Below are 20,936 nucleotides of genomic sequence, written 5' to 3' on the forward strand. Positions count from 1 at the left end.
GGGAGAAACTATGAACTATTTACAAACACTGACTCAGTTAATTTCTAAATACTTAATGGTTCTAATCATCGGTTTTTCATGTATGGCCTATATAGTTCCTTCATATTTTACATGGGCTGTTGCTTATACACCATTTTTACTTGGTATCGCTATGTTCGGTATGGGCCTTACAATTAAGTTTGAAAACCTATGTAATATTTTTAGGCATCCAAAAGATATTTGTATTGGAGTGCTTGCACAATACACAATCATGCCTTTATTAGCATGGGGAATTTGCCATATATTTACCTTACCACCAGATATTGCAATAGGCGTTATATTAGTTGGTTGCTGTCCTGGTGGCACGGCTAGTAACGTTATAACCTACATCGCTAAAGGTGATGTACCACTATCAGTAGGAATGACAATTACATCGACATTAATAGCACCCATTGTAACACCATTATTAATCTTATATATTGGTGGTGCTTGGGTAGATGTTGCATTGCTACCAATGATGATTACAATGGTGAAAGTCATTATTATACCAATCTTATTAGGTGGTGTCATTCAATATGTTTGTAAATCACACATTAATACACTTACCAGTATAAGTCCTATATTTTCAATGATTGCTATTATATTATTAATAGCAGCTATTATTGCAGTTAATAGGGATAAACTATTGGTTTCTGGCTTATTAACTCTTATTATTGTTGGTATACATAATGTATTAGGATTACTATTAGGGTTAATTGTAGGAAAAACTCTTAAATTAAAATACGATAAAACTACTGCATTAGCAATAGAAGTAGGTATGCAAAATAGTGGGTTAGCCGTAACGCTAGCAGCAACTAATTTTGCTTTAAACCCTCTCGCAACTCTAGTAGGAGCTATTTTTAGTGTATGGCATAATATATCTGGTGCAATTTTCGCTAGTATACGTAGAAATAAAATCTCAATATAACAAAAAGACGGCAACATATGTTGCCGTCTTTTTGTTATATTCTATCACGTACTAATCCAATGACAAGTCCTTCAATATGACAATCATCAACAATAATAGGATCAAAATTATCATTTTCAGGCTGTAAACGAATATGACCATTTTCCTTATAGAAACGTTTTACAGTCGCTTCATCATCAATACGAGCTACCACAATATCGCCATTATTGGCTGTATTTTGATGACGTACAATTAACATATCGCCTTCATACATACCAATATTCATCATCGATTCCCCTTGAACACGAAGCATAAAGCAATCAGAATCACCTGTAAGCTGAACAGGTAAGGTCAATGTAGCCTCTAAATTTTCAACAGCTGTAATTGGTGTGCCTGCTTGTACTGTACCGATAAGAGGAACTTGTTTTAATCCTGCACCAAGGAATTCAAAATTATCAGAGCTAGTAGTTTCATTGTTCTCTTTAGATACAGAAACCTTCGGTTTTCCTTCATCTAAAATCGTAATAGCACGGTTTTTATTAGGATCGCGTTTAATATACCCAAATTTTTCTAATGTATTTAAATGTGATTGAACAGTGGACGTAGAACTAAGACCTACATAAGCACAAATTTCACGAACAGTAGGGCAACGATATTCATTATGTAAAGAATCTCGAATAAACTCTAATATACGACGTTGTTTTGTATTAATATCAGTAGCTGGGCGTCTCACAGGAACCTCCATATATGTACTAAAAATGGGATATGTAAAAGTGTATACTATAATTATTTTCTTTATATCCCTATTATATAGATATTTTTATACTTTTGCAAACATTTGTTCTTAAAATACTTGACCGAACATCCGTTTGTGTGCTATTATCTTATTGTAAACAAACAAACGTTCTAAATTTTATGTTCGATATAAAAAAAGAGGTAATGTATTATGAGACACATTATGATTATGCTTGCTATCTGTTTTGCAATGGTTATCGGTTATCAACAAACAACTCCTGCTATGGAATCACATAGTGTTCAAGAGATTACTGTAAAATCTGGAGATACCTTATGGGATATTGCATCACGTTCAACTGCATCTAATGTGGATGTTCGTGAGGTAGTACATACAGTAAAGGAATTAAATAATATTTCAGATTCTGGTAATTTAACACCAGGGACCAAAATAAAGGTGCCTGTATATAAAACTGATAGTCCAACAAGAGCTATGGACTATATGGCTCAAAATTAAATATATATGAAATGGCTAGTATAGATGTTCTTCAATGAGAAAACCATCTATACTAGCCATTTTCATTATATAATATTATTTTAATCGTTTTTCAAAAATTGTTGAGATAGGATTATCGACGAATTTATTTGCCTCATTAATATAACGGCGTACCATATTTACGCTATGATGACGTGTTTGACGCATGATATTACGTTCCTCGACGCCATAAGCGGCTGCAGTCGTAGCAAAGCCATGCCTTAAACTATGAGCACCATACATGGCAGGATCGAGTCCGATAAGTGATATATATTTTTTTACGATTTCTGCAATGGACTTATCAGAAATTGCCGTTTTTCGTAATGACATTGATTTAGTAAAGCCCCGAAATACAGGTCCAGATGTAATGCCACTGGCAGTTAACCATTTTTTTAAAGCTCGTACGGCATCCAATGGAGAACCTTGTAGACTTGGAATCGCTACAATGGCACCTTGACCTTCTTGGTCAGCTTTAGATGAAGAAACAAATATCTCAAGGCCTTGTGGAGAAAACTTTAAGTTCTCTACAGTTAAGGCTGCAATTTCACTGCGTCTAAAAGCACCCATAAATCCAATGAGTAAAATTGCTTTATCTCGTAATTTCTGTATCTTTGGAATATCACTACCATCGATACACTCTAAAATATCTTCAATATCCTCTAGCAAGATAGGTGTCTTTCCTTGTTGAAAGGTTCCTTTTAGACGACGTATCCCTCGCAAAGCTTGTTTTACAAGAGGAGACATACATGGATTTTCTCTAGAACCAGAAGCATTGTAGTTTTCTGATATGGCACTAATGCGACGAGCAATCGTATTAGCCTTTGCATAATCTGCTAAGTCATTAATATAATTGACAATTGTTTCTGGTGTTGCTGGAAAATAGGATACCTTTTGGTAATTACACCAATCAACGAAGTCATCCCAATCTGACTCATAGGCATTTACTGTATTTTCAGCCTTTGAAAGTAAAATGCTTTGTTTTGCTTTCATCGATAATTTTGTACTATTCATTAACGCATCATTATGACGCAAATAGAAATGTTTTTTCTCTTCTTTAGACTGTGACATATATATTCCTTTTACTAACACTATGCTATTATTGTATCACATAGAAACATGGAATTATGCTATAATTAGATGATTTTGAACCAAATTTCTCGAATTTTATTTGAAAGATATAATGATGAACTTAAAACAATTATTATGTAGTGTATTAATCGGTTCTTGTCTATTTACTAGTGGTTGCAGCTTAATTCCTATGGATGGCACAATTACATATGGTCTATATTATGAGGATCAAGATATCTCAGGATATTCTAGAGATGCTGTTAGCTCCTTAATTCATACAGAGGCTAGTAATAATAAAACAATTACGATAACAATACCAAATCAAGGTACGCGACAAGTAAAAGTAAAAGATTTAGGAATTACGCTTGATACAGATAGCACTGAATCTAATATTTTTACCTACGGTTATGAAGATGATTTAAAAACGCTCATCATGCATAGGATTACTGCTTTTATCTATAAAGTACATATCAATCCTGTATATAAACTTGATGAAGTAACAGCAAAAGCATATTTTACAGAATTAGCAAAACAAATCGATGTATCAGGTCATGATGCGTTATTAACGGTTGAAAACGGTCAAGTCAAGATGACACCTTCAAAAGAAGGAAAACGCGTTGATATTGATGAGACAATTAAACAATTAAAAGCTCAACTAGAAGAAAATGATTTTAACAATACTTCTATAGAATTTACATCTAAAGATACAGTTCGTGTTACAAACGATGATGTAAAACCATTAACAGCTGTTCTAGGTAGTTATACTACAAATTTTGATGCGTCTAACACCAATAGAACTCATAATATTGAGCTAGCATCAACCAAAATTAGCGGTACACTAATCAAACCTGGCGAGGTCTTTTCCTTTAATGATGTTGTCGGTGAACGTACGGCGGAAGCTGGCTATGACGATGCACCGGTTATTATTGATGGAAAATTAGTACCGGGTATTGGTGGCGGTATTTGCCAAGTTAGCTCTACATTATTTAACACTGCATTACTATCTGGTATGAACATCATTGAGCGGACACCTCATTTTGAACCTGTTAGCTATATTCCTGCAGGACGTGATGCAACCGTTGCATACGGATATTTGGACTTTCAATTTAAAAACCCATATGCTCATAATATCTATGTATTAAGTGTTATGAATAACGGACAACTAACAATATATATCATAGGTGTACCAGAAGATGTACCGAAGTCTGTTTCCATCAGTGTTGGCGACCGTACGGATATTCCAAATCAAACGATTACCAAAATAGATCCTTCTGCCAAAGAGGATAGTACGGAAGAAGGTCATATTGGATTTAGAATTAATACATATCGTACAATAACATATGGTAATTGGGTCACTACAACAGATGTATTTGAGTCTACATATGATCCAGTAGATACGATTATTACTAAGAAACCTGCAGCACCAGAACCTGCAAAAAAAGACTCACCAAAGAGTAAAACCAAAAGATAAATATTAACATTCTATTAAATATGGCCTAATCTATTGACCGAATGCATAGATTAGGCTATTATTTTAACTTGTAGTAAGGTGTTTATACCTGAAAACGCTAAAATTACACATTTTATTCTCAATAATTATCAATTAAAATCATAAGTTGAGGTTCACTATGGATACAATTTTACAATTTGACCATACAGTCATATTTTATATACAACAACATTTTATTAGTTCTTATTTAACACCAATCATGTACTGGTTATCAAAAATAACTAGTGCAGGTGCTTTATGGATCTTAATTTCTATTATATTAATGATTCAAAAGAAATATCGCGTTATTGGCCTTGGAATGTTCATTTCCTTAGTCTTAGTATTCATCATAGGCGACCAAGGGTTAAAACCTCATGTAGCGCGTTTAAGACCATTTGTAGATTTCCCTGAAGTACCATTGGTAGCACCGCCACCAGCAGCAACGACATATTCATTTCCATCAGGACATAGTTTTGGATCATTTGCGGCTGCAACAGCATTATACTTAGGATTAAGTAATATATGTCCAACAAAGAGATTCTGGGGCGTTATAGCATTGATTGGTGCCTGTGTAGTAGCATTTGCACGAGTATACTTATTTGTACATTATCCAACAGATGTATTAACTGGATTAGTATTAGGTATTATCGTAGGTTGCATTGCATGGAAAATCGCAAAAGCCTTATGGTCTTGGTGGACTGGTCGTAAAAACGAAGTAGAATACGAACCATATACATTTAAACGTAAAAACTAATAACCTTGAAAATATTGATTGGGCCTAGCTTAGGCCCAATTTTTATGCCTTAAATTACTTCCGATAAATTATCGTTATCGGAAGTAATTACAAAAAAAGAAAAACTAGCCTATATTTCTATAAGCTAGTTTATTTTTTTACAATAAATTAATCATCATGTTCCGATAAGTATTTCATATAGTTATTAAATTTAGGCTCATCAATAGTAACTTTATTAAACTCAGGACTAACTAAAATTTTACCATACATATTCATAAGACCATATGTATTACCAGATTTAACTACATATAAATTATCATAATAAGCCGTGATATCATCAATTGTTTCTGGCAATGTTAATATTATATGACCATCATTAGAATCAATTATATATTTTTTATTTTCTAATGTGGCTACAGTAAATTTATCAATCATATAAATTGGTTTTGATGTGTCAATCGTATCATAAGCCTTATCAACTAATATTCCACTTTCTGCATTAAAAATATAAGATTTTTCAGCTGTTTTTAACACAAAGCTACGATCACTTAATCTTTTACAGGAATCATATTTAAATGGTATGACTACTTGGTCTACAACATTTATAATACCATATTTATTATGTTTATCCGCTGCAATAAAATACTTAAAATCATCTCCTAAAGGTTCTATATAATTGTATTTAGGAGCAATTAATACATTATCATTCGATAATCTAATACCATATAAAGTTTTCCCTTTTTTATCAACAATGGAAAATGGTATGAATTGAGTAGACGGTTGTCGACTATATCTAATTCCATTATAACCATTTCCTTCTCCATCTCCAGTACCAGCACCATCCATGAGTTCATAATTATATTTATTTATATTATGAATCGCAGTATCCTCATCTATTTCTATACCATCATTAGTTACATATTTGACATATCCGTCTGCTGTCTCTATTTTTAATAGTACAACCGCTCCAGATCCATTATAATATTTATTTACATTTTCCCATGTACTTGTAATAGGATTATCTATAACTAATGAACCTGTACTTATATTATAAAGATACCAAAACTCACCCTTTTTACCGTATATTAAATTATCCGAACAATAATTATAAGCACTAACAACATCATTTATAGCATATGTACCATCAGACTTTACTAACTTAAATCCACCCTTTGTCAAAGCCTTTGCATACTCATAAGAAAACTCGTAATCATATCCTGCCGGTAAATAAACCATCGTATTTAAATTTATATAGCGTTTTTGACTATTATCATAAAATGAAGCGTACACATACCTCTCTCCAAAGTCAATAATATAATTTACATGTAAATCTTTATAAGGACCTAAAATCCACTTACCTGTTTCATCAACAATTGTATTTCCTGATGGCGATTCTAACGTAATATAGTTTTTAGCTTCAGCCGTATTGCCTAGTGCAAGAAGTATTGCTAAAGCAATAAAAATTCTCCTCATAAAATATACCCTCTTTCATATAACACAATAATAATTATTATTATTTTATCATAATTTTTATTTTCTATATTGAAATTTATCGAATATAGTTGTAAAATAGTCATATAAACTATGTATATTTCTCATATTAACTCTCAAGGGAGGATTACTATATGTGCTGGTGTGACATCGTAAGTAAAGCTAAAATTGGCAGTTTAAAAAACCTTGGTAATGGAATGGAACATTCCTTACGTTTTCTCGCTGAAATCGTTGTAGGTCTCAGTTGTTTACGTGTAGTTATTAACTGGATTTTTGGCATCTAATAATCAAATAAAAAATTAATACATTAAAGGCGCCTAGCATTGCTAAGCGCCTTATTTTTCTATCCATAGATCTATATACTATTTTTATTACTACTCATTAGAGCTACAGCTAATGAATTCAATAATGATTTGGCATATATCACCGGCTTCGTCAAAAGCCCAATATACAGGATATAAACCATCACCAAAGCCAGATTGTATCATTGGTACATACAAATCGGTGTTTGGAATTTTAAAGTTAATCCAATCGCCACCAGGTCGTTGAAATTTAGGATAAGCGATAGCATTTAATTTAAATAGCTCGTCAAAGTAATCATCATAAATATTGCCATTAGGATGTTGTTCATACCAATGACGATCAAATTCTCTATACGCAGTTACAGTTGCTTCATCAACAATGGTGGCCAATCCTGCATCTACAGGAAAACCAATATAACTTTCATCATCTTCTAACTCGCTTAAATCCTCATGACCTTTAAGGGCTAACTCATATTGTACAGGTTTTGTATTCTTAAATAAAACTCTTGTTAATACATAACGATAATAATCTGTATCTAGTTCAGCTACTTTAGTTTCTATTGGATATGTTCCTGGATCTACGGTACGTATATATGTCTTATTATCAACAGCAGCTAAATGTGTTAATGGATCACACGCAAAAATACGACCTGTTGGTAAAGTTATATATCCCATCGGCAATGTATATAGTTTTTTACCAAATAGTTCATCAGCTTCGAATATGGCATGATAATCAACAGGCGCTTTTAACTTTCCCTCACCGCCGAGATGATTAAATGTGTCTATCCATTCTTTTGATATATCCTGTGTATTCATTATTGAAACTCCTATCTATGTGATTCTGCTTCATGCTTATTACGTACATATTGTTGTTCTAATGCTTCATAAGCCGCTGTTTTCTGAATGATTTGTTTAACCACAGTGTCTAAATCAGAACCATCTGTATAATCAGCCGATGCGTAATAACGAATGCGATGATGTTGCATCATTTTATAAACCTTATCCTTATTCTTGCTATCTGGATCATATACACCGATTGAATGCCCTCCATTGACATTGACAAGGCTCATGCAAGGGATATCTGTATCACTATCACCTATATAAATCATGTTGCGGAACGGTACACGTTGTTCTTCAGGACGGATATAATCGTTTACACCGGGATCATTTATATCTAATACACCTTTTTGTATGCGGAATAAGAACTGGGTTTTATTCGTATAATTGATGGCTTGTGCAGGCCAGACGGCTACTCCTTTGTCGTCGAACATGAATGCACTGGCATAGATTTTGGTGAAAGCCCCATTTTTTGCCATTTCAGTGCCTTCAATCATCTCTTTTAAGCCAGAAGATATGATGTAATGTTCAATGCGTACACCGTGTTCTAAACCATATTCACGAATACGTTCAAACCAAGTGCGAACACCTTCATATAGTTCCACTTGATTCCCATATTCCATAAGCTTTTCTCGAGTTACATAAAAACGGCCCACTGCTTCTTGAATCATCTTGTACATATAAGCCAAGTTATTGTCCATATCATTTTTCTTAGCCAGTTGATTAGATTCTTGCCAGAACTGTTTGATTTGCTCTTCATCATAGCCAACAGATTGGATAAAGCCTTGTGCCTGCATATCATCAGGTGTTAAGGTCTTATCAAAATCATAACACATAGCAAGCACTGGCATAGATGATTCTAGTGATTGTAATGAATCTTTACTTTCATTCTTATAGGTGATCATACTCCACCTCCTTGTAATAAAACAATAAACAAAAATAGTCTTTACACTCTCTTATATTCTTGAGGTGACCCAACCCCTTTTGTCTATATTTTACACGATACGTCAACGCTATAGGCGTAAAAGCAGGTTATAATTCTCCTTAAAATAAAGAATCTTGTGTGTAATTTGTATCTACAATCCAGCTTTTTTCCGCACTCTCTTTAATAATTGCTGTTTTTGAAAGTGTACCTATAAGCAAGCTAGAGTTCGGATCATGTAATAAGCGATTTTGATTAACTGCAGCCTGATTACTATTAGCATAACAATAGCGACAAAAATGGCTACAAGTATCATAGGCACCTATATCACCATGTAAATAACAATGACACTCTGGTCTAGCTGGTGTACGTTTCGGTGCTTTTAATTTTACGTTCCAAGCACGTTCATAACAGTCTAGTGTAAGACAGCCCTCCGTATTAACACCTAATTCTTTGAAAACCTCCCCTTCTCCACAGGTTTTAAGTATCATATGATGAGAATGCGCTATAGATACTAATTCTTTTATGATCTTCTTTTGAATATCTAAACTCGGTCTATAACCTTCAGGAAAATTATGAGCTACCTTATCAAATATATCTATGAAACTGACAACTACGGTATCTGTATATCCTTCTAAAGACTTAGCCATTTTATAAAAGCTTTCAAAATGAAAATCAACTGTATAGTTGTTGGTTAAAATAATAGGATCATAACGCCACACCATGGACTGAGGATTACGTTTTGTTGATATGTGTTTAAATCCGTCTATTACTAAATCCACTTGTGGTACATTAGTCTCTATATCTGCTCCATATGGAGTTATAGTCATATGCCAATACTGTCTATAATCATTTATTTCATGTAAGAGCGGAATAAAAGGCAACGGATTCTTTGTACAAAACGCAATACCATCTACAACCTCATGATTGATAGGATATCGTGTTATCTGTATCGGATTATAGGGATTACGTACATCTACAAATCCTTGGCGGACACGATTAATTAACCATTGCCCATAAAAGGCAGGAATATCCGTACGCTGTCCCGTCTGTAAAATCATTATCCTGTCCTTTCATAAAACAAAAATATAGATGTATTATATCATACTCAATATTAATAATTTATGGAGTAAGTGTGATATTTATAGTATGGTACATTCTCATTTTATGGTACTATTAAGTGTATTAAAAATGAGGAGAACTAAAAAATGAATGATATATTTGAAAAAAATCATCCTATGAAGGATGATAAAAAGTTTATTACCTCTTATTGGAGTGACCGAGCTCGTGATTTTGGCGCTTTACGAGCTAAAGAATTAGAAAGCCCTAAACTTAAGCTTTGGCGTGATGAGTTAATGAGTCATATTTTTGATTCTGACCGGTCTTTACGTATTTTAGATATTGGTTGTGGTGCAGGTTTTTTCAGTATTATTCTCTCTGAATTGGATCATACAGTACATGGTATTGACATCACACCTAATATGATTGAAGAGGCAAAGCAATTAGCCCAATCCTTAGATTCTAATGCTATCTTCTCTGTTATGGATGCTGAAAATTTAAGTTTTGATACGAATACATTTGATATCGTTGTAGCTCGTAATGTAACATGGAATTTACCACATCCAGATAAAGCCTATGCTGAATGGTTGCGTGTCATCCGTCCTGGCGGATTAATTCTAAACTATGATGCGGAACATGCACGCAATCATCATAATTTACCACAATCTGTACATCATGCACATGAACATGTGAGTAATGAACTAAAGGAACGTTGTCATACCATTTATCATATGCTCGATATTTCTTCCTTTACACGTCCACAATGGGACATAGAATTGCTCACTAAGATGGGGGCTAGTTCTGTATCTATTGATTCAACTGTAGGACCTCGCATCTATGCAGAAGAGGATGAATTTTATATCCCAGTGCCTATGTTTTTGGTGAAAGCTATTAAATAACGCTAGACAACACAAAACCCACTCATGATATAGTTCATAGAGTGGGTTTTTACTATTTATACTTACAAAGTATAAACCAATCAACAACTTTACAGGATTAATCAAAAGGTTGGATAGTGTCGGTAAGTATCGGTATTTGAATTATAATGCGAAAAGTATTAAACGCACAAAATTTGAATTTAATCAGAAAATGATTAGATTCATCCATTATCCTAATAAGTTTATAATACTACTATATCCATAAGAGCCACATCATATTTTAAATAGACTTCTTTCATATTGCATATAAAGACCTAGTGATAAAAAATATAAGTAATACTCCTTCCTCTGCATAAGATAAGCCCATGATAAAAATAATCCTTAAGTATTGAGCCGTAAATTATTTCTAGTCATACTACTATTCTCTACATACACAAGGAATATCATGATTATACAAAATTTATAAAAAATTATTGTAGTATCACTTTCAATAAGACGCTTATGAAAAATAATATCAAAATTTTTCTTGACAGCATTCATAATATAAGTAGAATTAATTATATATACATTCTTTATATTCAATAATTATAATGGAGGATTTATGGCAACAGCTGGCGACTCTTATGAAGTAGAATTAAAAGAAGCTCATTTAAATTGGGGAACATATCGTCATACTAATACACGTGATTTAAGACCTGGAGAAGGATATATTCCAATTCCGGCTCATATTGCTAGACAATTAAATATATATAATAATCATAATTCAGGTTATGGACATAATTTATTTAATGTATCTTCAAGTGATCAATTCATTCAAAATGAATCATTAAAAGCACAAGGCGGAACAGATCGAACAAGCATCTATGCAAAACAATTCTCTATTGAAAATAATCTCTCAAGAATAGGTGAATGGTATGCACATACAAACGCTAATATAGGTGATAGAGTTAGAGTTGAATGGTTATCCGAGACAGACATATTAATAACATTAATACGTCAACAATAAATATAATTTATTCTATTTTAACTGTAAAGGTCCTATTAAATTAATATAATAGGACCTTTATTTTTTATTCGTCAATATAATCGACATTTATATCATTCATAAAATTTTCAAATGAATTATATGGTGCTACATCAATATAAATTCTTCTATAATCATCTTTTTTATGCCATAGTCGTACAGAGTCAATTCCTTTTTTAGCTAACCATTCACGAGTAACTGGGATTCTTTCATCTAATCCCAACACATCCACTAATAGCCATTGCCCCAATGCAGATTGACCAAATAATTTACCGGTGTTAGGATCTATTTCATCTAAACTACCAGATTGTAATCCTTTATGTTGATCCTGTGTAACAAGTGCTGGAATTTCACGACCATTAGGCAATACTAAAGTAAATCTAATTTCAGGTTTAAATTTCTTTACACCATTATATTCACTTTGCATTTTTTCAAATTCAAATATATTTTTTACAAAAAAATCTGGATATTTATTATGAAATTCACGAGGAATAGGAATATATACTTCATTCAATGGTCGTGGAGTAGGATTAAGAGGATTTTTAGGTGCTGCATTCCATGCATTTAATCCTGACTTTTGTTCGACTTCTTTACTCCTAAAAGAATATAATGGTAAAAAACATTCTACTATATTATCACTTGCATCTTTATCTAGAGGAAAGGCTATAGTATCATTACCAGAACTCATAAATGCCTTAGAAAGAATCTTGCGACCCATTTCAGATGACGAAGGGCCTAAACTTTCATAAGCTTTAACTAAAAATGTAAATGGGTCCTCCATTATTTCTACTGTGATTTTATCTAAAATTGTAGAATCCCTACTATCACCAAAATATTGCCAAATTTGGGAGTCTCCAAATGTAAATTTATAGTTCTTAATTCCATCAGTCCATGTAATAGAACTATCCGTTCTATTTATATTTGTAATTTTATTTAATTCAATTAATGGATATGTACATTCCTGTATTACTAATGCTCCAGCATCCCGTGTAATATAGTGATAAATATTAGAATTCTCATCTAAACCTAAACGGTTATAATCACTTTTCATTCTTTTATTTTTTATCGATGATATAACATAAACCATTTCATATGGATTATGTTCATGTAACATAATATCATCCTTGTAACGTTTCAACTGCATTACTTTTTGATACGAAGGAGTACTATTCATCCAAGTCTTAAGGCCAATTCCAATTCTTTCAGATCCAAATACTGAAAGAATATCATGAGGTGTATTACCAATATCTACGTTTTCAGAACTAAATACTCTAGCATATATAGTTTCTTGAAATTTAGAATCTAAATAAGGAATAGGCTCACCATGCTTTTGTCTAAACAAATTAGATAACGAGCCATATACTTGTAAAAACTTTTTATATTCATCTTGCTGTTCTTTTGTATATTTCTCCCAAACAGACATAGATACATCTCCTCTTTAATCATTTTCTATTATAGAGTAAAAAGTCCCATTTTTATTTTTTAATACAAATTGCAGATATTCTTCATTAGTAAAAACTTCTATAGGCGTAGAATCATTTTTTTGATTATTTACCTCAACAATTTTTTCTAATTCATTTCTATCTTTTGATGTTGCATAAACATATGATTCACCATCATAACGTCCATTCATATTAGTATATGTTAAAACATATGGTAAATTTAGATTAATTGCATTGCTCTCATTATTACTATTATCTAGAGCAATAGATATATTTAAAGCTATTCTCTTAACAAGTGGAACTACAACACTATTTCCTGCTTGCTTATACAATTGCCCCTTTGCAATATTATCAGGAAGCTTATAATCTAAAGGATAGCCTTGAGCATTAAAAGTTTCTTTAGGTGTCAACTTTCTAATTCTTTTATCTTTAGTTAGAATTAGGGGTACATTATGTCCACCAGTCCCCATATTAGCCGTCAAAGTAGGTACAACACCAGTCTTATTTTCTCGAACATACTGGCGTCGCCATTGATATATAGTTTCGGAGCTTTTTATTGCTGATTTTAACTCATCATAAAATTTATTTTTATCTTCTGTGTAATAGTAATATTCATCCATTTTACCATTAAAATCAATTATATCGGATAATGATGTAGTTAAAGGAATTTCATCTGGAAATATGAACGCATCATAAGCAGATTTCTCTAGAAATCCAACAATATATATTCTTTCTCGATTTTGTGGAATATTCCCATAATCTTTCCCATTAAGAACCTTCCATTTTATATAATATCCATTTAGTGTTAGTGCCTCTTTTATTACTTTAAATGTTTTCCCATGATTATGAGAAACCATATTTTTAACATTTTCTATAAATACAGCTTTAGGCTTTTTTTCTTTAATAATTCTTAAAAGTTCAAAAAATAAATCACCACGGTCATCTTCAAAACCTTTACGATAACCAGCTATACTAAATGCTTGACAAGGAAACCCACCAACAATAACATCTATTTTTTCCGTTTTAATATCAGAAGAACTTACTATATGAATATCTCTATTATCCAATTGAATATCTGGAAAATTTAGCTTATATGTTATATTAGCATTTTTATCAAACTCATTGGCATACACCACTCTGAACTTGTTAGTTTGCTCGAAACCTAACTCAATTCCGCCTACACCACTAAAAAATGCTGCAATAGTATATTTGGAACTTACAGATCTAGACATGTATCCTCCTATTGTATTATTTAATTTTTAAAGAATATTTGAGCTTTACCGATTTCGCTACGCAATTTTTCTTCATCGATAGTCAATAGTTCTTTATTTTTCATAAGAACCTTACCGGCTACAATCACTGTATTTGCATCAGAGCTATTAGCTGAGTATACAAGTGCTGCTACATCATTATATCGAGGCATCCAATGCATACCAGATACATCATATAATACGATATCGGCACGTTGACCTACTGCAATTTTACCGAGGTCTTTGTAACCAAGAGCTTTGGCCCCTTCTACAGTCCCAATATTCCAAGCCGCTTGTGCCGGAATAGCTTTAGGATCATAGAGACGAGCTTTATGTAATGTTGCTGCTAGTCGTACCTCTTCAAGCATATCAGCATTATTGTTAGATGCAGAACCATCTGTACCAAGACCTACAGTAATGCCTTTTTCTATCATTTCAGGAATAGGCGCAATACCGCTAGCCAATTTCAAGTTAGATTGTGGATTATGAGCTACAGCTACATTATTTTCAGCCATAATAGCCATATCTTCTTCTGTTACATGTACGCAGTGAGCTGCCAATGTAGTATTCCAGAACAAACCTAAATCATGCATATGAGCGATTGGTGTCTTACCAGTCGCTTTTATAACATTTTCCACTTCCCCTTTTGTCTCGGATAAGTGCATATGAATGCCACAATTTAGTTCATGAGATAAAGCAATAACCTTTTCCATATACGCATCTGGACAAGTATATGGCGCATGTGGTCCTAATAGGACCTTGATGCGGTCATTATCATAACCATGATAAGTGCGGAACAAATCTGCATTTTCCACAAGCGCTTGATCAGCTGTAGGAGAAACACCGGCAAGACCACGGGACAATACAGCTCGAATACCGGTTTCTTTCACAACATCAGCTGTTGTATTCATAAAGAAATACATATCGCTAAATGTAGTCGTACCAGAACGTAGCATCTCTGCAATACCTAGTTGTGTACCCCATTTAACCAGATCGTCATTCAATTTGGCTTCCGTTGGCCAAATCGCTGTTTCAAGCCAATCCATAAGTTCTAAATCATCAGCATAGTTACGGAATAATCCCATCGTTATATGTGTATGTGTATTGACGAGACCTGGAGCGGCCAATTGACCTTTACCGTCTAGTGTTTCCTTTGATTGTGCAGATTTTGCTTCTTCTCCTGTTAAGATAGCAGTAATATAACCATTTTCGATTGCAATAGCATGATTTTTTAATGTTCCATTGTCGGTAAGAACATCTACATTGGTAATTAATAAATCTGACATAATGCCTCCTTGTATAGGTACAACAGAGTCTATATAGACTCTGTTAATTAGATGTTCAAGTTAAAGATTATATTAGTTTACCTTTGTTAAGTAATCGATTTGGTCTTGTGTTAACGCATCTAAATCGTAACCCATGGAGTGTAATTTAATTTTTGCTACTTCTTCATCAAGTTCACGAGGCAATACATACACTTTTGGCTCCATGTTTTTACCATTGTTTAATACATGTTCAGCAGCCAATGCTTGCATAGCAAAGGACAAGTCCATAATTTCAGCAGGATGACCATCGCCTGCTGCTAAGTTTACAAGACGACCTTCAGCCAATACATAGAGTTTACGGCCATCAGCCATTGTATAGCCTTCAATATTTTGACGAACACGTTCATGGCTAACTGCAACTTGTTCTAAATCATGAACATTAACTTCGCAATCAAAATGACCAGCGTTACAAAGAACAGCTTTATCCTTCATAACTTCATAATGTTCTTTTACGATAACATCTTTACAACCTGTTACCGTACAGAAGATATCACCGATTTTAGCAGCTTCTATCATAGGCAATACAGTAAAACCATCAAATACTGCTTCAATAGCTTTAATAGGATCAACTTCTGTAACGAATACGTGAGCGCCCAAACCTTTAGCACGCATTGCAACGCCTTTACCACACCAGCCATAACCAGCAACTACAACGTTTTTGCCTGCTACTGTAAGGTTGGTAGTGCGCATGATACCATCCCATACAGATTGGCCTGTACCATAGCGATTATCAAATAAGTATTTACAGTTAGAATCATTAACAGCAATCATAGGGAATGTTAATTGTTTAGCATGTTCCAATGCATACAAACGATGAACACCTGTTGTAGTTTCTTCACTGCCACCTAACAAACGTTCTTTAGCATCAGTACGTGTTGTATGTAATAGATTAACAAGATCACCACCGTCATCGATGATAATATGAGGTTTATGATCCAACGCTTTGTTGAGGAACATAAAATATTCTTCATCAGTACAGTCGTACCAAGCATATACAGTAAGACCCATGTCAACAAGTCCTGCAGCTACATCATCTTGTGTAGAAAGAGGGTTTGAACCTGTAACGATGACATCAGCACCACCGCGCTTTAACACAGTTGCAAGGTATGCAGTTTTAGCTTCCAAGTGAACGGAAACAACAATTGTTTGGCCTTTGAAAGTTTGTTCTTTTTCAAAACGATCGCCTAATGTATTTAGAGTAGGCATAAAATTAGAAACCCAATCGATTTTTTTACGGCCTTCAGCAGCGAGATTGATATCTTTAATTAATGATTGCATATGTACCCCTTCATTCTTCAATTAATAATATACAGGTTATGAAAAGAACTTACGTTAACATGATAAGTTTTATATACATCCGTAATGACATCTACTTATTGACAACAACGGATTGTAAGCGAGCAATAGACTCTTGATAGTTTGGTGTTAAAACACCTTCTTCAGTAATAATAGCTGTTACTAGTTCATGAGGTGTTACATCAAAAGCAGGGTTTAATACATGAATACCCGTAGGCGCAGATGGCACACCTTGGAATGTCAACACTTCATCATCAGCGCGCATTTCAATGGGGATATCCTTACCATCTTTGAGTGTAAAATCAAATGTACTATATGGAGCAGCTACATAAAATGGAATATTATGGAATTTTGCAAGCACTGCTAATCCATAAGTACCAATTTTATTAGCTACATCACCTTCCGTTGTGATGCGATCGGCACCGACTATAATGGCATCAATTAAACCTTGTTGCATTGCATAGGCCGCCATATTGTCTGTCTCTAATGTAACAGGAATACCATCTTCATGGAGTTCAAAAGCCGTTAAACGGGCACCTTGCAACAACGGACGTGTTTCATCGGCGTACACCATTTCCAATTGTCCCTGTTCATGTAGTTTACGAATCACACCAAGTGCAGTGCCAAGGCCACCTGTCGCTAAAGCACCAGCATTACAATGCGTTAGGATTCGTAAATTTTGTTTTCCTTTAAATAAAGTAGCCCCATTAATAGCCATGCGTGTGTTAAGTTGTACATCCTCTTCATGGATAACAATGGCTTCATGCGTGATGCGGTCTATAATTTCATGCATAGACGCAAACGGACCGGCTTTCACAATCGCTATAATACGATTAACAGCCCAAGCTAAATTAATCGCCGTCGGTCGAGTTTCCTTTAATTCTTCACTCCACTCATAAAAGGTTGATAGCTGTTCAGAAAAGGGAACAGCTAAACGATTCGCCTCCACAGCCGCTAAAATAAGGCCATACCCTGCAGCGACACCAATAGCAGGAGCTCCACGGACACGAAGCATCTTTATAGCCTCCGCCACTTGTCGCCAATCGGTACACTGTAAATATTCCACATGAGTTGGTAATTTTGTTTGATCTAATAAAATGAGCGTACCATCACGCCATTCAATATTGTTCATGAGAACTCCCTCCACATTGTCATATCAAAATGGATACGAACTCTTATAATTTAAAACCACCATACTCAGCCATGCGATGATGAGCTGCATAATCTGCGTTCATATCAATCACCTCAATTGTACCTAAAATAAGAGCTTTCAATTGAGATGCCATTTCGCCCATCATTTCAACTACTTCACTGTGAGTAAGAGCATTTTCAGAAATACCAGCTGCATAGTTCGTAATCATAGAAATTGTTGTGTACGCCATTTCCGCTTCGTTTGCTAGATTAACCTCTGGTACATTTGTCATACCTACTGTATCGCCACCAAGCATGTGAAACATCTTAATCTCAGCAGGTGTTTCAAAACGTGGACCTTCTGTACATACATAGGTACCGCCATTATGAATAGACAATTTTTGTTCTTTACCTACAGATTCAATGATTTGACGAAGCTCAGGACAATATGGATTTGTCACATCTAAATGTGCTACCGGACGCTCGCCACCTTCATAGAATGTAGTGACGCGATTTTTTGTAAAATCAAGAAATTGATCTGTTAAAACAAAGTGACCAGGTTCAAAATTCTTATTCAAAGAACCTACAGCAGTCGTAGAAATAATAAATTTAACGCCTAGCTTTTTTAGGCCCCAAATATTGGCACGATAATTAATTTTATGTGGAGGAATCGTATGGTCTTTACCATGACGAGCTACAAAAATCACAGTTTTACCTTTATATGTTCCTTGAACATAATCAATCTCTCCATAAGGAGTCATCAAGGATTCTTCATGAATATTTTCAAATATAGACGGATCATAAACACCTGTTCCGCCAATTACACCGATTGCACTCATAGTTGCCTCCTATTAAAAATACTCTATTTTTATATTTTCGCACATAATGATAAAACAATCTATAGAAAAAGTTCTATTATTGAATTGGTCCCTTAAGTGTAAACATATCTTCTAGTTCTTTTCTAGAGAAATGATACTTTTCATTACAGTAATGACAAACTAGCTCTGTTATTTCGTCTTCTAAAAGGGATTTCTTATCATCTTCACGCAATGTCATAAGAACGCCAGCGAATCGATCACGACTACAACGACATTTAAAAGATACTGGTTCGTTATAGACTTCATTAACAGTAAGGCCGTCTAGCACTTTCTCAACAAGGCCTTTGCCATCAGGATGTTCTTTTAAATATTCTGTAACAGGTCCTAATTCATTGATATTCTTTTCTACCATAGCCAATGCAGCATCAGTAGCATCAGGTAAAGCTTGTACGATAAAACCACCAGCTACAATGGTATGATAATCTGGGTCTACGAGAACGCCTAAGCTAATCGTAGATGGCACCTGTTCAGATGTATAAAGGTAATACGCCAAGTCCTCTGCTACTTCACCGCTTTGAATAGGGCTAGTAGATGTATAATCTTGAGCCAATTTAGTGAATCTTGTAACTTGTACTTCTCCATGGTGGCCGACTGCAGCACCCACATCGAGTTTTCCAGCACGTTTTAATGGCACATCCACATGTGGCTCATCTACATAACCGCGAACAGTATTATCAGAAAATGCATCGACATGTACAACACCGAGTGGGCCATCACCTTTAATGCGAAGACTTACATTCTCGTGATTTTTAAAATCACCCGCCAGTAATAGAGCACCCGTCATGGCACGTCCTAGAGCAGCTGTTGCGACTGGCCATAAATCATGACGTACGCGCGCGGTCTCTACCGTATCCGTTGTAACGGCTATTGACATACGAACCCCTTCACGGGTAGTAAAACGTTTTATATAATCCATTCAATCATTCCTTATATATAATCAAATTATTATGTATTACACTCTTTAGTGCCTATATAGTATAGCATGATATATTTATATTTTCCATTATGCAAGAACATATGTTTGCTTAAGTATCTTTTCTAGTAAAAGAACATATTTTCGATATAAAAAACACTCAGTATCATATGATACCGAGTGTTTTCAAAGGTTAATTTAGATTTGATCGATAAGATTAACCATTTCAATAGCCCCCATAGCGCAATCGTAACCTTTATTACCCGCTTTTGTACCAGCACGTTCGATAGCTTGTTCAATATTTTCAGTTGTTACTACACCGAACATAACAGGGATACCGGTTTCTAAAGAAACGTGAGCAATACCTTTTGCCACTTCATTACAAACATAGTCATAATGTGTAGTAGCACCACGAATAACTGCACCTACACAAATAACAGCATCATAACGACCAGATAAAGCTGCTTTTTTTGCAATCAAAGGAATTTCATAAGCACCAGGAACCCAAATGACTGTAATATCTTCTTGTTTAACATCATGACGCAATAAACAATCTTCTGCGCCACCAATTAATTTAGATGTAATGAACTCATTAAAACGAGAACCGATAATAGCAAATTTTTTACCAGTACCAACCAAATTACCTTCTTGAACCATCATGTTATAGCCTCCTATGAATGATTAGTTTACATATCTAAGTTAGTAG

21 protein-coding genes are annotated in these 20,936 nt (G+C 34.2%); 7 read left to right on the forward strand and 14 right to left on the reverse strand.

All coding sequences use genetic code 11. The features are described from left to right. Nucleotides 1-10 precede the first annotated feature (10 nt). Nucleotides 11-946: a bile acid:sodium symporter family protein gene (locus tag VAHSUH02_RS05585; RefSeq protein ID WP_005378974.1), complete on the forward strand. Its 936-nt coding sequence runs from the start codon at nt 11-13 to the stop codon at nt 944-946. 34 nt (nt 947-980) lie between these two features. Here the strand turns inward: VAHSUH02_RS05585 and lexA are convergent, their stop codons facing one another. Then, nucleotides 981-1,658 carry a transcriptional repressor LexA gene (gene lexA / locus VAHSUH02_RS05590; RefSeq protein WP_005377476.1) on the reverse strand — a complete coding sequence of 226 codons (678 nt, stop codon included), beginning with the start codon at nt 1,656-1,658 and terminating at the stop codon, nt 981-983. 213 nt (nt 1,659-1,871) lie between these two features. Between lexA and yneA the strand changes: the two genes are divergently transcribed. Further along, nucleotides 1,872-2,174, forward strand: coding sequence for a cell division suppressor protein YneA (gene yneA, locus VAHSUH02_RS05595; protein WP_038123435.1), 303 nt, complete (start codon nt 1,872-1,874; stop codon nt 2,172-2,174). A 75-nt stretch (nt 2,175-2,249) separates the two neighbouring features. Here yneA and VAHSUH02_RS05600 read toward each other — a convergent pair whose 3' ends face one another. Further along, nucleotides 2,250-3,260, reverse strand: coding sequence for a site-specific integrase (locus VAHSUH02_RS05600; protein ID WP_005379837.1), 1,011 nt, complete (start codon nt 3,258-3,260; stop codon nt 2,250-2,252). 112 nt (nt 3,261-3,372) lie between these two features. Between VAHSUH02_RS05600 and VAHSUH02_RS05605 the strand changes: the two genes are divergently transcribed. Then, nucleotides 3,373-4,731: a VanW family protein gene (locus VAHSUH02_RS05605; RefSeq protein WP_071605762.1), complete on the forward strand. Its 1,359-nt coding sequence runs from the start codon at nt 3,373-3,375 to the stop codon at nt 4,729-4,731. Nucleotides 4,732-4,888: 157 nt separating this feature from the next. Then, nucleotides 4,889-5,503, forward strand: coding sequence for a phosphatase PAP2 family protein (locus VAHSUH02_RS05610; protein WP_005377496.1), 615 nt, complete (start codon nt 4,889-4,891; stop codon nt 5,501-5,503). A 147-nt stretch (nt 5,504-5,650) separates the two neighbouring features. On the opposite strand, the gene VAHSUH02_RS05615 is transcribed toward VAHSUH02_RS05610, so the two are convergent. Next, nucleotides 5,651-6,955: a WG repeat-containing protein gene (locus VAHSUH02_RS05615; protein WP_005383354.1), complete on the reverse strand. Its 1,305-nt coding sequence runs from the start codon at nt 6,953-6,955 to the stop codon at nt 5,651-5,653. Between the two features lie 152 nt (nt 6,956-7,107). On the opposite strand from VAHSUH02_RS05615, the gene VAHSUH02_RS09690 reads away from it, so the two are divergent. Further along, nucleotides 7,108-7,257 carry a hypothetical protein gene (locus VAHSUH02_RS09690; RefSeq protein WP_005377529.1) on the forward strand — a complete coding sequence of 50 codons (150 nt, stop codon included), beginning with the start codon at nt 7,108-7,110 and terminating at the stop codon, nt 7,255-7,257. Between the two features lie 90 nt (nt 7,258-7,347). On the opposite strand, the gene VAHSUH02_RS05620 is transcribed toward VAHSUH02_RS09690, so the two are convergent. The 3 genes from VAHSUH02_RS05620 to VAHSUH02_RS05630 all read right to left on the reverse strand — a co-directional run bounded on the left by VAHSUH02_RS05620 (nt 7,348) and on the right by VAHSUH02_RS05630 (nt 10,095). Beyond that, on the reverse strand, nt 7,348-8,091 hold the full coding sequence (locus tag VAHSUH02_RS05620; RefSeq protein WP_005383356.1) for a DUF4241 domain-containing protein: 744 nt from the start codon (nt 8,089-8,091) through the stop codon (nt 7,348-7,350). Nucleotides 8,092-8,102: 11 nt separating this feature from the next. Then, on the reverse strand, nt 8,103-9,017 hold the full coding sequence (locus tag VAHSUH02_RS05625) for a haloacid dehalogenase-like hydrolase (protein ID WP_005383357.1): 915 nt from the start codon (nt 9,015-9,017) through the stop codon (nt 8,103-8,105). 139 nt (nt 9,018-9,156) lie between these two features. Further along, a complete protein-coding gene (locus tag VAHSUH02_RS05630) occupies nt 9,157-10,095 on the reverse strand; it encodes a DUF1848 domain-containing protein (RefSeq protein ID WP_005383358.1) in 939 nt (312 codons plus the stop codon). Between the two features lie 147 nt (nt 10,096-10,242). On the opposite strand from VAHSUH02_RS05630, the gene VAHSUH02_RS05635 reads away from it, so the two are divergent. Together VAHSUH02_RS05635 and VAHSUH02_RS05640 are read left to right on the forward strand one after the other, a co-directional pair. Further along, nucleotides 10,243-10,992 carry a class I SAM-dependent methyltransferase gene (locus tag VAHSUH02_RS05635; RefSeq protein WP_005383359.1) on the forward strand — a complete coding sequence of 250 codons (750 nt, stop codon included), beginning with the start codon at nt 10,243-10,245 and terminating at the stop codon, nt 10,990-10,992. 580 nt (nt 10,993-11,572) lie between these two features. Then, on the forward strand, nt 11,573-11,977 hold the full coding sequence (locus VAHSUH02_RS05640) for a hypothetical protein (RefSeq protein WP_005377498.1): 405 nt from the start codon (nt 11,573-11,575) through the stop codon (nt 11,975-11,977). A gap of 64 nt (nt 11,978-12,041) precedes the next feature. On the opposite strand, the gene VAHSUH02_RS05645 is transcribed toward VAHSUH02_RS05640, so the two are convergent. The 8 genes from VAHSUH02_RS05645 to ribH all read right to left on the reverse strand — a co-directional run bounded on the left by VAHSUH02_RS05645 (nt 12,042) and on the right by ribH (nt 20,890). After that, nucleotides 12,042-13,418 carry a phospholipase D-like domain-containing protein gene (locus VAHSUH02_RS05645; RefSeq protein WP_005383360.1) on the reverse strand — a complete coding sequence of 459 codons (1,377 nt, stop codon included), beginning with the start codon at nt 13,416-13,418 and terminating at the stop codon, nt 12,042-12,044. 15 nt (nt 13,419-13,433) lie between these two features. Next, complete coding sequence (locus VAHSUH02_RS05650) at nt 13,434-14,669, reverse strand: DNA cytosine methyltransferase (protein WP_005383361.1); 1,236 nt, start codon at nt 14,667-14,669, stop codon at nt 13,434-13,436. A gap of 20 nt (nt 14,670-14,689) precedes the next feature. Beyond that, on the reverse strand, nt 14,690-15,973 hold the full coding sequence (locus tag VAHSUH02_RS05655; RefSeq protein WP_005383362.1) for an amidohydrolase: 1,284 nt from the start codon (nt 15,971-15,973) through the stop codon (nt 14,690-14,692). 72 nt (nt 15,974-16,045) lie between these two features. Continuing rightward, the gene (locus VAHSUH02_RS05660) at nt 16,046-17,290 is read right to left on the reverse strand and encodes an adenosylhomocysteinase (RefSeq protein ID WP_005379934.1); all 1,245 of its coding nucleotides are present in this window, start codon (nt 17,288-17,290) and stop codon (nt 16,046-16,048) included. Between the two features lie 91 nt (nt 17,291-17,381). Next, nucleotides 17,382-18,440, reverse strand: a complete 1,059-nt coding sequence (mtnA, locus tag VAHSUH02_RS05665) for an S-methyl-5-thioribose-1-phosphate isomerase (protein ID WP_038148778.1) — start codon at nt 18,438-18,440, stop codon at nt 17,382-17,384. A gap of 43 nt (nt 18,441-18,483) precedes the next feature. Continuing rightward, nucleotides 18,484-19,278, reverse strand: a complete 795-nt coding sequence (gene mtnP, locus VAHSUH02_RS05670; protein WP_005383365.1) for an S-methyl-5'-thioadenosine phosphorylase — start codon at nt 19,276-19,278, stop codon at nt 18,484-18,486. 76 nt (nt 19,279-19,354) lie between these two features. Then, nucleotides 19,355-20,233, reverse strand: coding sequence for an Hsp33 family molecular chaperone HslO (gene hslO / locus VAHSUH02_RS05675; RefSeq protein ID WP_005383367.1), 879 nt, complete (start codon nt 20,231-20,233; stop codon nt 19,355-19,357). A 195-nt stretch (nt 20,234-20,428) separates the two neighbouring features. Further along, nucleotides 20,429-20,890, reverse strand: a complete 462-nt coding sequence (gene ribH / locus VAHSUH02_RS05680) for a 6,7-dimethyl-8-ribityllumazine synthase (protein WP_005377561.1) — start codon at nt 20,888-20,890, stop codon at nt 20,429-20,431. Nucleotides 20,891-20,936: the final 46 nt, after the last annotated feature.

The organism is Veillonella atypica KON (genome assembly GCF_002959915.1).
GTDB lineage: Bacteria > Bacillota > Negativicutes > Veillonellales > Veillonellaceae > Veillonella > Veillonella atypica.